The sequence below is a fragment of the Luedemannella flava genome (genome assembly GCF_039528515.1).
Lineage (GTDB): Bacteria > Actinomycetota > Actinomycetes > Mycobacteriales > Micromonosporaceae > Luedemannella > Luedemannella flava.
On the sequence record NZ_BAAALT010000060.1, the window covers coordinates 1 to 13198 of the forward strand.

The following is a 13198-nucleotide window of genomic DNA, read 5'->3' on the forward strand; positions in this document are numbered from 1 at the left end:
CGCGCGGGCGGGCCGCAGCAGGCCGCGCCGGGCCAGCCGGCCCGCGCTGACGACCTCGCGGACCGTGGCGGGCACGCCGCTGCCGGCGCCGAGGCGCTGCGGCACGTAGCCGACGCGCCACCACTGCCGGAACCGGCGTCGCGGTGTGCCGAAGAGTTCCACCTCGCCGGCGGCCAGCGGGGCGAGCCCCAGGATCGCCCGGATCAGCGTCGACTTGCCGGAGCCGTTGGCGCCCAGCACCGCGACGACCTCCCCGACGCCGATATCAAGATCAACCCCGGTGAGTACGGGGCGGCCGCCGTACGCGACGGCGGCGTTGCGCATCTTGATCACTTCTGTCGTCATGTGCAGCCCAGGGCGGTCACGAGGGTGTCCAGATTGTGCCGCATGACGGAAAGATAGTCGTCCGTGCCAGCGTCGGGGGCGAGGCCCTCGATCGGGTCGAGCACGGTGGCCGTGGCGCCGACCTCGTTCGCCAGCGCTTCGGCGACCTTGGGGCTGACCAACGTCTCGAAGAAGATCGTCGTGGCGCCCTTGGCCCGGGCCAGGTCCGCGACCTCAGCCATCCGGGCCGGCCCCGGCTCGGCCTCGGGGGAGAGGCCGGTCACCGGGATCTGGGTCAGCCCGTACCGCTGAGCCAGGTAGCCGAATGCCGCGTGGCTCGTGATGATCTCCCGTCGGGCGCAGTTCTTCAGTCGTGCGGAGTACTCGTTGTCGAGCGCGGCGAGGTCCGCGCGCAGGTCGGCGACCCCCTCGCGGAACCGGGCCGCGTGCTGCGGGTCGATCTCGGCCAGCCGTTCCCCGACCGTGTCGGCGATGGCGGCGAAGCGCACCGGGTCCAGCCATACGTGCGGGTCGGGGTGGTCGGGGTCCTCGGCGGCGGCCGGCGCCGCCTCGGTCGGGGTGACCGTCGACACGTCCAGGGCCGTGCCCCGGGCGGCCTGGTCGACCGCGTGGTCGACCGCCGGCTGGAAGCCGTGGAGATAGAGGACGAGATCCGCGTCGACGATGTCGGCCAGCTGGCGCGGGCGCAGCTCCAGGTCGTGCGGCTCGGCGCCGGGCTTCACCAGATTGGTGACCCGCACCGCGTCGCCGCCGATCCGTTCGGCCAGGAACTGCAGGGGATAGAACGCGGCCACCACGCCGACTGGCTCGTCCGTGGCCCGCCCCGCGTCCTGGCCGGCGCCGCACCCGGCGCTGAGCGCCACCGCGGCCAGGGCCGCGAGCGCCAGGGCGGGGGTAACGGGTGCTCTCATAGCGTCAACTGTGCTCGCTAATGACATTCATTGTCAAAAACGCATGACACCATGTGGTGAGACGTACAGGTCAGTCGACTTTTGCGATGATCACGATCAGCAGCACCGCGAGCACCAGCAGCCGCAGCGCCCGCAGGTGCGGGGGCGTCACCGGCCAGGTCCGGCTCAGTAGCGCGGCCAGCGCCGCCACGATCGCGAGCAGCACCAGCGCGCCGAGCCAGCCGGGCGCGAACAGGCCGACCAGGACCAGCGCCAACGTCACCAGGAACGCCGGCAGGGGGCCGAGGCGCCGCAGCGCGAGGATCACCCGTGGCACCCGATCGTCGTTCGACCGACTACGGTTGCTCACTGACCTTGAATCGTTCACCTGGCACAGGGTAGCGGCGCGGAAGGGTGATCCGATGCTCGTAGCGATGCGCTTCGCGGTGGCGGAGGCCGAGGCGGACGACTTCGCCGAACGGGCCCGGGTGGCGCTCGGGGCACTGGCCGAGCGCCCCGGCTACGTGCGCGGCGAGCTCGGCCGGGCGTTCGACGACCCGACCGTGTGGTGCCTGCTCACCGTCTGGGACTCGGTCGGCAGCTACCGGCGCGCCCTGGGCGCGTACGAGGTGAAGCTGCACGCGACCCCGCTGCTGGCCCGGGCCCTCGACGAGCCCTCGGCGTTCGAGCCGCTCGCCACCGCGGCGCCCGGGGGACCGGTCGCCGTTGCGGACAGTGACCGCGCGGACAGCCCATTACGATCGCGTTCATGACGACCGTGCCGCCGGGACCGGCCGTGCCGGGCCCGCCGCAGGGTCCGGGCGTGCAGCCCCCGTTCGTGGCCCCGCCCACCGACGGTGTGCGCAAGCGCCAATGGATCGCCATCGGCCTCATCGCGGCGACGCTGGTGCTGTGCTGCGTCGGCGCGATCGGCGGCGTCACGAGCTTCGCCGTGCTGGGCACCCGGGTCGTGGTCCAGCAGGAGAAGGCGGCCGTCAGCGGCTACCTCACCGCCCTGCAGAAGCGGGACTACCCGGCGGCGTACAAGTTCCTCTGCGACCAGCTGCGGGACGCCCAGACGCTGGAGGCCTTCGAGGCCGAGCAGTCCGCCGAACCGGACATCGTCGCCTTCGAGGTGGGCGCGCCCAGCGTGAGCACGCTCGAGGTGCCGGCCACGGTTCACTACGCTGACGGTACGGACACCAGCTACCGCTTCCAGCTGGAACAGAGCAGCAAGACGACCGAGTTCTTCGTCTGCGGGGTCACCAGCTAGCCTGGTGGGCGACCCGTACCGGGGTGTCCGAACCGTTTTGTCAGTCCCCGCCGACCGCCAGTCGGCGTAGGAGGAGAAGAAGCAATGCCAGCCGACCGCATCGACAGTGTCGTCAGCCTCGCCAAGCGCCGGGGCTTCGTCTACCCCTCCAGCGAGATCTACGGAGGGTCGCGGTCTGCCTGGGACTACGGTCCGCTGGGCGTCGAGCTCAAGGACAACGTCCGCCGCCAGTGGTGGCGCTCGATGGTGCAGGAGCGCGACGACATCGTCGGCCTCGACTCCGCCGTCATCCTGGCCACCGACGTCTGGGCCGCCTCCGGCCACCTCGACGCGTTCGTCGACCCGCTGACCGAGTGCGCGTCCTGCCACAAGCGGTTCCGGGCCGACCACCTGGAGGAGGCCTTCGAGGCCAAGCACAAGCGCCCGCCGGCCGGCCTCGACGAGATCAACTGCCCGAACTGCGGCAACAAGGGCACCTTCAGTGAGCCGCGCATGTTCAACGGCCTCATGAAGACCTTCCTCGGCCCGGTCGAGTCCGACGAGGGCCTGCACTACCTGCGCCCCGAGACCGCCCAGGGCATCTTCGTCAACTACAAGAACGTCGAGACCACGGCGCGCAAGAAGCCGCCGTTCGGCATCGCCCAGGTCGGCAAGAGCTTCCGCAACGAGATCACCCCGGGCAACTTCATCTTCCGTACGCGCGAGTTCGAGCAGATGGAGATGGAGTTCTTCGTCGAGCCCGGCAGCGACGAGACCTGGCACGAGTACTGGCTCCAGGAGCGCTGGAACTGGTACGTGGCCCTCGGCCTCAACCCCGACAACCTGCGCTACTTCGAGCACCCCAAGGAGAAGCTCTCCCACTACTCGAAGCGCACCGTCGACATCGAGTACCGGTTCCAGTTCGGCGGCACCGAGTTCTCCGAGCTCGAGGGCATTGCCAACCGCACCGACTTCGACCTGAGCACCCACTCCAAGCACTCCGGCGTCGACCTGTCGTACTTCGACCAGGGCAAGCAGGAGCGCTGGGTCCCGTACGTCATCGAGCCCGCCGCCGGCCTGACCCGCGCGGTGCTCGCCTTCCTGCTGGACGCGTACGACGAGGACGAGGCCCCCAACACCAAGGGCGGCGTGGAGAAGCGCACGGTCATGCGGTTCGACAAGCGGCTCGCCCCGGTCAAGGTCGCCGTCCTCCCGCTGTCCCGCAACGAGCAGCTCTCCCCGAAGGCCCGCGACCTCGCCGCCCGCCTGCGCAAGCGCTGGATCGTCGACTTCGACGACGCCCAGGCCATCGGCCGCCGCTACCGCCGCCAGGACGAGATCGGCACGCCGTACTGCGTGACGGTCGACTTCGACACCCTGGAGGACAACGCGGTCACGGTCCGCGACCGCGACACCATGAAGCAGGAGCGCGTGAGCCTCGACCAGATCGAGACCTACCTCTGGGAGCGCCTCCCCGGCTGCTGACCCCGACGACCGATGGCCGCGACCGGACCGGATCGCGGCCATCGTGTTACATCGACGAAACGCGCCGCTGGCCCCTCCCAACAACGCCCCGCGTCCCTAACGTCGTCGGCATGCCCTCCCCCCTGCACGAGACCCTCATTGAGTTGTTCCGTGAACGACCAGCGCTGGCGGCGGAGGTGCTGACCGATCCGCTCGGCATTCCCGTTCCAACGTTTGACACCGCACTGCTGTCCTCCAGTGACCTCACGGCAGTCATGTCCACGGAGTACCGGGCCGACGCGGTGGTCACCTTCGTTGTTGACGACGCGCCGGTGCACGCGGTAATCGTCGAAGTGCAGCTAAAGAAGGTGGAGAAGAAGCGCCGTAGTTGGCCCGCTTACGTCGCAAACCTGCACTCCCGACTCGGCTGCCCGGTCCAGATCCTCATCGTCTGTCCGAGCCTGGCGACGGCCCGATGGTGCGCGGAGCCGATCGTCGTCAGCGATCCTGGTCTGTCCCTGACCACCCTTGTCCTTGGCCCCGACGCCATCCCAGTGGTCGCGGACCCGGCCACGGCTCAGCGGTGCCCCGAGCTGACGGTGCTGTCAGCGATGGCCCATGGCAGGAGAAGGCGCGATCGGGCGCCGGTGCTCGAGGCCTTCCTTGCCGCGCTCAACGTTGTCGATCAAGAACATGCCGGACTGTATGCTGATGTCGTGCTCGCGGCGCTGCCGAAGGCGGCCCGCGCCCACCTGGAGGTCCTCATGACAACCGCGCCCCACCGTTACCAGAGCGATTTCGCCCGCCGCTACTTCGCCCAGGGCGAGGCGAAGGGCGAGGCGAAGGGCGAGGCGCGCGCCGTGCTGGCGGTCCTCGAAGCCCGCGGAATTGATGTCCCCGCAACGGCGCGCGACCGTATCGCCGACTGCACGGATCTCGATCAGCTCGACACCTGGATCCGGCGGGCAGCCACGGCGACCACGGCTGACGAACTGTTCGCCTGAGCCGTACGCCGAACAGGTGCAATCCCAGCTGACAGCTGGCTTCGCCGCGCATCGTGGCGAAGGGTGGTGTCATGTCACCTTGTCGTGCTGCCGAGCAGCAATGCATAGAGGCCGACGGCGGCGTAGTCATCGATATCTCGTCCTGGGATGATGTGTCGTTGTTCACCGAATACCGCGCGGCCGGTCTGCGCTTCAAGAGCGGCCGGATCGGCTGGCCGGACGATGGGCGGTGTGCCGGAGGCGGCGATCATTCGCGAGGGTGTCCACCTTGCCGCCATGGCGAGTCGTCAGTGGACGGACCCGTTCTTCGATGAGCCGCTGGATCTCGGTGGTCCGGTGACGGCCGAAGACGTGAAGGCGGCCGACAGGGTGCCTGAGCGGATCCGGGCGCGGGTGGCGGATACCCGTGCCGTGGTCGCCGACGTCGACGGAGCGCTCCTGGGCAGCGCGTTGTCTGTGCGCCAGCAGTACTACGACCTTGATCTGGACCTGACCGACGCGGTCAATGTCGCCATCGCGGCTCGCTATCGCACCAACCAGATCCTGACCCTGGATCGTCGGGACTTCCGCACCATGCGGCCACTCACCGAGCATGCGGCATTCCGACTGCTGCCCGACGACCAGCAGGTCGCTACGACATGGTTGCCCGAGGGCCTGTGGACTCCACAGGCCCGCGGGGCGTCCGGGACGAGGTGAGGACTAGGACGGCCGCGGCTATGGCGAGCCCGGCGATGAGAGCGTTCGCCAGCAGGCGCAGCGGGCTCCAGACGTCGGCCAGGAAGGTGCCCTCTTCTGATGACGAGGGCACGGTCAGGATTCCGACGCAGGGGCAGAGGAGCACGACGCCCACCACGCCGAGGACGGTGGCGAGCGTCGCCCGGGCCGGTGCTGAGCCGCGGAGCGCCGGTCGGATGAGCAGGGCCAGGCCCAGGCAGATGATCACCGAGGCGAAGACGGTGAACCCGGCCCAGCCGCGGGCGAAGGCCAACGTGTCCGTCGTGAAGAACACCTCGCCCTCCACGACCGGGTCGAACTCCTCGCGCGCGGCGCGCTCAGCGGCGAGCAGGTCGTTCTCGAAGACGTAGGTGATCACGAGGTCGGCCACCGATGCCAGCACCCCGGCGACCAGCGTGAGGCAGATGACCAACGTCGTCATCCGGGGGAACCGGAGCCGCCCCGTCACGCTCAACGGCTTCGACGCCGCGACCGGCACCACGGGCACTCGCCGGGCCTCCACAAGGTGCACGGTCAGGCGTTCGCGGCCCTCGGGCGTGGCGATCGCTTCGCGCTCGATTGGCTGCTCGACGTACCAGCGGATGGCGTCCACGACGACGAGGTGGGTGTTCGCGTCGAGGCGCAGCGCCGGCCGCTCCCGCGTGCCGTACCCCAGGTTGGGGCCGTGTTGCGTCACCAGGTCGGGTCGGGCCACGGTCAGCTCGACCCGTCCCCCCGGCCACAGCTGCCGGGTCGGGGTGTCTGGCGCCAGCGCCTTCCACGGAATCCGTCGCCGGTGGAACGCCGCCCGGACATCGAGGCCCTCGGGCGTCAGTTCCACGGCGTACCCATGCCAGGCCGCTGGAACTGCGGGCACGAGGACGACCGTGAGCGCCAGGGCGGTAAGGGTCACGGCGATGGCGATGGGCTGATCCATGAACTCCGCCTGCTCCGACAGTCTCATCCATCGGTTGGCTGCCCTGCCCGCCAGAGCACCGGCCAGGACCATCAGGAACGTCACGGCCGTGGCGGCCGGTACGGCGGATCGAACGGCCAGGCCCCGAGGGGTGGCGACCAATGGCTGCCCTCGGCGGATGCCGTAGACGATCAGGCTGAAGGTGACCGCGCCGCCGACGAAGGCCGGCGTCATGGGGTCGGGCAGCCACGACCAGCTCTCCGGCGCCCAGATGGCCGCGGCCACCACGGCGGCGGCCACGACGGCGCCGGTGACGATGGACAAACGCCACCAGCGCTGTTCGTTGGACGGGGCGGCGATCACGGTCATGGCCGTGGTTCTACCACGCGGCCGAGGGGACACAACCTCAGAACAGGAAGCCGCCCGGTCTCCGGTTCCGATCGGCGATAAGGCCCGCGAGGATCGAGACGGCGATCTCCGGCGGCGACGCGGAGCCGATGTTCAGCCCGGCCGGCCGGTGGATGCGGGAGATGACCCCGTCGGGGACGCCCATCTGGCGCAGCTCGGCCACGTACGGCGCCGGGTGCCGGGGGCTGCCGACGACCCCGATCCAGCGGGCCGGCAGGCGGAGCGTCTGTTCCAGCACCTTGCCCAGCTCGGGGCGTTCGTGGTCGGTCATCACCACGTCCGTGGTCCGGTCGACGAAGTCCTCGCTCGGCAGGGTCGTGACGTGGTCGGCGTAGCGCCATTCGGCCCAGGACAGGCGATCCGAGTCCGGGTCGAGCAGGACGGTGCGGAAGCCGACGTCCCGGGCGAAATGCTGCAGGTACGTCGCGACGGGGGTGTCGAAGACGGCGACAAGCGTGCGGGGTCCCACGTGTGGCGGGTTCTCACCGCGCGTCATGGCGCAGGAGGGGTCAACGCGCTGTTCATCTGCCACGGGAGAACTCTGCCACAAGTTACGCACCGCTTGGTGATCATGACGCAGGATGTGGCAATGCCGAAACCCGAAGGCGCCTCGGCGCCCGGTATGCCTATTCTTGCCAGGCCATGGCTACACCTGATCAGCTGCGCTCCCGCCTCGCCGAGCTGACCCTCCGGGACGAGGGTCGGCTGCGCCGTCGGCTCGACGGTGCCCGAAAGATCCGCAATCCCGACGCCGCCACCAGGGCGTTCGCCGAGATCGAAGCCGAGATCGAGCTCGCGGAGCTGAGCCTCGCGGAGAAGAAAGCCAAGATCCCCGCGATCACGTACCCCGAGGAACTCCCGGTCAGCCAGCGCCGCGACGACCTCCTGGAGGCCATCCATAAGCACCAGGTCGTGATCGTGGCCGGCGAGACGGGCTCCGGCAAGACCACCCAGCTGCCCAAGCTGTGCCTCGCGGCCGGTCGCGGCGTACGCGGCATGATCGGTCACACCCAGCCGAGACGGCTCGCGGCGCGGACCGTCGCCGACCGCATCGCGGAGGAGCTGGGCACCCAGCTCGGCGAGCTGGTCGGCTACAAGGTGCGCTTCACCGACCAGGTCGGCGGCGACACCATGGTCAAGCTGATGACCGACGGCATCCTGCTGGCCGAGCTGGCGCACGACCGCCTGCTGCGCCAGTACGACACGCTCATCATCGACGAGGCGCACGAGCGGTCGCTCAACATCGACTTTATTCTGGGCGTACTCAAGCAGATTCTGCCTAAACGGCCCGATCTGAAGCTCATCATCACGTCGGCGACGATCGACCCCGAGCGGTTCTCCCGGCACTTCGGCGACGCACCGATCATCGAGGTGTCCGGCCGCACCTACCCGGTCGAGGTCCGCTACCGGCCGCTGATCGAGACGAGCGACGAGGATGAGGACGTCCTGCGGGACCAGACCGAGGCGATCCTCGACGCGGTGCGCGAGCTGGAGCGCGAGGGTCCCGGCGACATCCTGGTCTTCCTCAGCGGCGAGCGGGAGATCCGCGACACGGCCGACGCGCTCAGTAAAGCGGACCTCCGCTTCACCGAGGTCCTGCCGCTCTACGCCCGCCTGTCCACGGCCGAGCAGCACCGGGTGTTCCAGCCACACACGGGCCGGCGCATCGTCCTCGCGACGAACGTCGCCGAGACGTCCCTGACGGTCCCCGGCATCAAGTACGTCATCGACCCGGGCACCGCCCGCATCTCCCGCTACAGCCACCGGCTCAAGGTGCAGCGGCTGCCGATCGAGCCGGTCTCGCAGGCGTCGGCCAACCAGCGCAAGGGCCGCTGCGGCCGCACCTCGGACGGCATCTGCATCCGCCTCTACGACGAGCAGGACTTCGTCAACCGGCCCGAGTACACCGACCCGGAGATCCTGCGCACGAACCTCGCGTCCGTCATCCTGCAGATGACCGCGCTGGAGCTGGGCGAGGTGGCCGAGTTCCCGTTCCTCGACCCTCCGGAGAAGCGCAACATCGCCGACGGCATGGCGCTGCTGCAGGAGCTGGGCGCCCTGGAGGACAAGCGGCTGACGAGGACCGGCCGCCAGCTCGCCGCGCTGCCCATCGACCCGCGGCTGGCCCGCATGGTGCTGGAGGCCGACCGCAACGGCTGTCTCGACGAGGTCATCGTGATCGCGGCCGCACTGTCCATTCAGGACCCCCGCGAGCGCCCCGTCGACAAGCAGGCGCAGGCGACCCAGTCGCACGCCCGTTTCGCCGACCCCGAGTCCGACTTCATAGCCCTGCTCAACCTGTGGCGCTACCTCGTCGAGAAGCGCAAGGAGCTGTCCAGCAACCAGTTCCGTCGCCTGTGTAAGAACGAATACCTCAACTACCTGCGGGTACGGGAGTGGCAGGACCTGGTCTCCCAGGTGCGCCAGGTCGCGAAGAGCCTCAAGTTCTCCCTCAACCGCGAGCCGGCCGAGGCCGCGAAGGTGCATACCGCGCTGCTCGCCGGCCTCCTGTCCCACATCGGCCTCTACGACCCCGACAAGCGCGACTACCTGGGCGCGCGCGGCGGCCGGTTCGCGATCTTCCCCGGCTCGGTGCTCTTCAAGAAGAGCCCGCGCTGGCTCATGTCCGCCGAGCTGGTCGAGACGAGCAAACTGTGGGCGCGGGTGAACGCCCGCATCGACCCCGAGTGGGTCGAGCCGCTCGCCAGGCACCTGGTCAAGCGCAGCTACTCCGAGCCGCACTGGGAGATGAAGCAGGCCGCCGTCATCGCCTACGAGAAGGTCACCCTGTACGGGCTGCCGATCGTGGCCCGGCGCGCGATCAACTTCGGCCGGGTCGACCCCGTCCTGTCCCGCGAGCTGTTCATCCGGCACGCCCTGGTCGAGGGCGACTGGCGTACCCACCATCATTTCTTCGAGGCCAACCGCGCGCTGCTGGACGAGGTCGAGGAGCTGGAGAACCGCACCCGGCGCCGGGACATCCTCGTCGACGACGAGACGTTGTTCGCCTTCTACGACCAGCGGCTGCCCGACGACATCGTGTCGGGGCGGCACTTCGACAGCTGGTGGCGCAAGGCCCGCCGCGACGACCCGGACCTGCTCAACTTCGAGAAATCGATGCTGGTCAACGAGGTCGCCGCCCGGATCGCCGCGGCCGACTACCCCGACCGCTGGGTGGCGGGCAACGTGTCGCTGTCCCTGACGTACCAGTTCGAGCCCGGCGCGGCCGCCGACGGCGTCACCGTCCACATTCCGCTGCCGGCCCTGCAGGGGCTCAGCGCGGAGGGCTTCGACTGGCAGATCCCCGGCCTGCGCGAAGAGCTGATCACCGCGCTGCTGCGGGGCCTGCCCAAACAGCTCCGGGTCAACTTCGTTCCGGTGCCGGACACGGCGAAGGCGGTGCTGGAGCGACTGGGCGCGCCGTCGGGCGGTCTGCTGCCGGCGCTGGAGCGCGAGCTGCGCCGGATGACCGCCGTCGTGATCGACCCGGCGGCCTGGCAGCTCGACAAGCTCCCTGACCACCTGCGGATGACGTTCCGCGTCGAGGACGACCAGGGCAGGCCGGTCGCCGAGGGCAAGGACCTCGACGCCCTGCGCGCCCAGCTGCGCCCCAAGGTCCGCGCCACGATCGCGGCGGCCGCCGACGACATCGAGCGCACCGGCCTCAAGACCTGGCCGGGCGGGACCCTGCAACGGTCGGTCGAGCGCTCCCGCGGCGGCTTCCGGGTCACCGGCTACCCCGCGCTCGTCGACCAGAACGCGTCGGTCGCCGTCCGCGTCTTCGCCAGCGCCGAGGAGCAGAAGTACGCCATGTGGCGTGGCACGCGCCGGTTGCTCCTGCTGACGATCCCGTCCCCGGTGCCGTTCCTCGGCAAGCAGCTGTCCGCCGCGGTGAAGCTGGCGCTGATGCGCAACCCGCACGGCGGCGTCCCCGCCCTGCTGGACGACTGCGTGGCCGCCTCGGTGGACAAGCTCATGACCGACGCGGGCGGCCCCGCCTGGGACGAGGCCGGCTTCGCCGCCCTGCGCGACGCGGTCCGCGCCGACCTGGTCGACGTGACGCTGGGCGTCGTGAGCGCGGTGGAGAAGGTGCTCACGGCCGCTCACGAGGTCCGCACGCGCCTGGAGACGCCCACGTTCGCCCCGGCTGTCTACGCCGGCGCGAAGGCCGACATCCGCGACCAGCTCGACAAGCTCGTGCACGCCGGCTTCGTCACCGAGGTCGGCTGGTCGCACCTGTCCGACCTGCCCCGCTACCTGCGCGCGATCGTGGCGCGGCTGGACAAGCTGCCGACCAACCCGGCCCGCGACGACCAGCTCGCCGACGACGTGGCCCGGGTCAAGGAGGAGTACGACGCGCTGCTGGCCGAGGTGAGCGCCGCCCGCGCCGCCGAGCCGGACATCGTCGCGATCCGCTGGATGATCGAGGAGCTGCGGGTCAGCTACTTCGCACAGACGCTCGGCACGGCGTACCCGATCTCCGAGAAGCGCATCTTCAAGGCCCTCGACCAGATCGACTGATTATCCGCAACCTCGGGCGCGGCTGAGGACTCGCCACTGGTCAGCTAGCCGGAGCGTCGCCCGCGCCGGGCGACGACCGCAGCGCCTGGCGGGCCTCGTTGTCGGCCTTCATCTGCTGAATGGACTGATAGGTCAGCCGCACCGCCACCAGGTCGATCACCATCGAGGCCAGCGTGGTCACCTTCGCGCCGGTCGACGTGCCCATGTTCATGAACATGGCCACCAACAGCGCGGTCGCGGCGAGCGCCAGCACCGCGTGCACGGCGATGCGCAGATAGCTGCCCGGTCGCGGGGCCGCGGGTGCGGCGGCGGGCCGGTTGCGGCGCAGCCAGCCGAGGACCGTGCCGCCGATGAACTCCAGGGCGACGACAGCGGCCATCACGAGGATCGGGACCTGCCAGATCTCCACCTTCACGGGCTGCTCCTCGGGGTCGGCTACGCCAGCGCGTCGCGCATCTCGTCGATGAACCTGGACGGCAGCGGGGTGTCGTCGGACAGCAGGCGCCGGAGGTGGTCGCTGACCGCCTGAGCGAAGGCGGCGTAGTTGCGGTGCGCCGGCCGTGGCCGGGCCTCCTCGACCGCGCCCCGGACGGCCGTAAGGTGCGGCACGAACGCCCGCAGGTTCGAGTCGTTGTACGCGGACAGTCGGGTGGGCGCCAGGCCGTGGGCGGCGATCACCTTCTGTGCCTGCTCGCCGGTGAGGAAGTGGATGACCTCGGTGGCGCGCCCGTGGTGGGGGGAGCCGGCGACAACAGCCAGGCTCTGCCCGCCGAGGACGCCGATAGGCAGCTTGGACACTTCGATGCGCCCGGCGCGGGCGTCCTCGTCGAGGTTCTTCTGCAGGTTGCGGTAGGCGACGGGCCAGTTGCGCATGTAGCGGGGTCGGGGGTCGGTGGTGAACCGGGCCAGCGTCTCGTCCTCGGAGCTGGTCGCGGCGACGCGCCCGTCGCGCAGCGCCCGGTGCAGCGGTTCCACTGCCTGCTGCCACGTGGCGAGGTCGTAGACGGGGGTGCCGTCCGCGTCGATGATTTTGGGGTCGCGGGACAGGGCGTGTTCGAGGATGTTGATGACGAACGCCTCGTGCGAGGCCGATGAGCTCGGCGCGAGCTGCCCGACGAACTGCAGCCCGCCCGCGGGCAGCCGGTCGATGACCTGGGCGAGCTTGGGCGTGCCGGGGCGCGCGCCGGCCGGTGTCCGTTCGAAGAGCATGCCGACGTCGGTGTTGAACGGCACCGCCCACAGCCGGTCGGCAGCACCGTCGACGCGGTTGGCACGGATGGTGGGGGCGAGGAACACCTCGGTGTCGTCGACCTCGACCGGCACGATGAGGTTCTGGTCGACGAACGCCCTGATGTGAATGGTGTCGAGGTTGACGATGTCGACGACGCCCTTGCGGGCGTCGGTCTCCATCTGCTTGCGCTGGTCGCCGGTGGCACCCTCGGAGCCGATCAGGTGCACGGTGGTGTTCGGGTTGGCGCGGTTCCACATGTCGACCAGGAGCTGGCGGGCCCCCGTGGGGTCGACGCCGCTGAGGAGCCGCAGCTCGACGTGGACAGGGCTGCGGCTGCCCGGGAAGAGGCTGAGCGCCGCGGTGCTGAGAGTGCCACTGATCAGCACACCGGTGAGGAAATCCCGGCGGGAGTACTTCTCCGACAACGCACCGTCTCCCTTCGCGACAGCGGTC

General features: G+C 69.9%; 14 protein-coding genes. 6 read left to right on the forward strand and 8 right to left on the reverse strand.

Features of this window, described 5'->3' with window-relative positions; translation table 11 throughout:
• From ABD211_RS12355 to ABD211_RS12365, 3 genes are all read right to left on the reverse strand, one after another.
• The coding region (locus ABD211_RS12355) for an ATP-binding cassette domain-containing protein (protein WP_344129655.1) at positions 1 to 345 on the reverse strand (345 nt) is incomplete at its 3' end.
• Positions 342 to 1256: a metal ABC transporter substrate-binding protein gene (locus tag ABD211_RS12360; RefSeq protein ID WP_344129658.1), complete on the reverse strand. Its 915-nt coding sequence runs from the start codon at positions 1254 to 1256 to the stop codon at positions 342 to 344. The genes ABD211_RS12360 and ABD211_RS12355, both read right to left, overlap by 4 nt.
• A 70-nt stretch (positions 1257 to 1326) precedes the next feature.
• Entirely contained in the window at positions 1327 to 1572 is a 246-nt protein-coding gene (locus ABD211_RS12365) for a DUF6703 family protein (protein WP_344129661.1), read from the reverse strand.
• A gap of 85 nt (positions 1573 to 1657) precedes the next feature.
• Here ABD211_RS12365 and ABD211_RS12370 point away from each other — a divergent pair, with 85 nt between their 5' ends.
• The 4 genes from ABD211_RS12370 to ABD211_RS12385 all read left to right on the forward strand — a co-directional run bounded on the left by ABD211_RS12370 (position 1658) and on the right by ABD211_RS12385 (position 4955).
• Complete coding sequence (locus ABD211_RS12370; protein WP_344129664.1) at positions 1658 to 2008, forward strand: antibiotic biosynthesis monooxygenase family protein; 351 nt, start codon at positions 1658 to 1660, stop codon at positions 2006 to 2008.
• A complete protein-coding gene (locus tag ABD211_RS12375; RefSeq protein WP_344129668.1) occupies positions 2005 to 2508 on the forward strand; it encodes an Rv0361 family membrane protein in 504 nt (167 codons plus the stop codon). The genes ABD211_RS12370 and ABD211_RS12375 overlap by 4 nt, the downstream gene beginning before the upstream one ends.
• A gap of 84 nt (positions 2509 to 2592) precedes the next feature.
• A complete protein-coding gene (locus ABD211_RS12380; RefSeq protein ID WP_344129671.1) occupies positions 2593 to 3972 on the forward strand; it encodes a glycine--tRNA ligase in 1380 nt (459 codons plus the stop codon).
• Between the two features lie 110 nt (positions 3973 to 4082).
• Positions 4083 to 4955 carry a hypothetical protein gene (locus tag ABD211_RS12385; protein ID WP_344129674.1) on the forward strand — a complete coding sequence of 291 codons (873 nt, stop codon included), beginning with the start codon at positions 4083 to 4085 and terminating at the stop codon, positions 4953 to 4955.
• Between the two features lie 74 nt (positions 4956 to 5029).
• Here ABD211_RS12385 and ABD211_RS12390 read toward each other — a convergent pair whose 3' ends face one another.
• Positions 5030 to 5206: a hypothetical protein gene (locus tag ABD211_RS12390; protein ID WP_344129677.1), complete on the reverse strand. Its 177-nt coding sequence runs from the start codon at positions 5204 to 5206 to the stop codon at positions 5030 to 5032.
• On the opposite strand from ABD211_RS12390, the gene ABD211_RS12395 reads away from it, so the two are divergent.
• A complete protein-coding gene (locus ABD211_RS12395; RefSeq protein ID WP_344129680.1) occupies positions 5187 to 5651 on the forward strand; it encodes a PIN domain-containing protein in 465 nt (154 codons plus the stop codon). The two genes, ABD211_RS12390 and ABD211_RS12395, sit on opposite strands and share 20 nt — an antisense overlap.
• On the opposite strand, the gene ABD211_RS12400 is transcribed toward ABD211_RS12395, so the two are convergent.
• Positions 5587 to 6954, reverse strand: a complete 1368-nt coding sequence (locus ABD211_RS12400; RefSeq protein ID WP_344129682.1) for a hypothetical protein — start codon at positions 6952 to 6954, stop codon at positions 5587 to 5589. The two genes, ABD211_RS12395 and ABD211_RS12400, sit on opposite strands and share 65 nt — an antisense overlap.
• Before the next feature lie 37 nt (positions 6955 to 6991).
• Positions 6992 to 7462: an XdhC family protein gene (locus ABD211_RS12405; protein WP_344129685.1), complete on the reverse strand. Its 471-nt coding sequence runs from the start codon at positions 7460 to 7462 to the stop codon at positions 6992 to 6994.
• Between the two features lie 173 nt (positions 7463 to 7635).
• On the opposite strand from ABD211_RS12405, the gene hrpA reads away from it, so the two are divergent.
• A complete protein-coding gene (gene hrpA / locus ABD211_RS12410; RefSeq protein ID WP_344129687.1) occupies positions 7636 to 11514 on the forward strand; it encodes an ATP-dependent RNA helicase HrpA in 3879 nt (1292 codons plus the stop codon).
• 40 nt (positions 11515 to 11554) lie between these two features.
• Here the strand turns inward: hrpA and ABD211_RS12415 are convergent, their stop codons facing one another.
• Together ABD211_RS12415 and ABD211_RS12420 are read right to left on the reverse strand one after the other, a co-directional pair.
• The gene (locus ABD211_RS12415; protein ID WP_344129690.1) at positions 11555 to 11929 is read right to left on the reverse strand and encodes a hypothetical protein; all 375 of its coding nucleotides are present in this window, start codon (positions 11927 to 11929) and stop codon (positions 11555 to 11557) included.
• Positions 11930 to 11949: 20 nt separating this feature from the next.
• Positions 11950 to 13170: an extracellular solute-binding protein gene (locus ABD211_RS12420; protein WP_344129692.1), complete on the reverse strand. Its 1221-nt coding sequence runs from the start codon at positions 13168 to 13170 to the stop codon at positions 11950 to 11952.
• Positions 13171 to 13198: the final 28 nt, after the last annotated feature.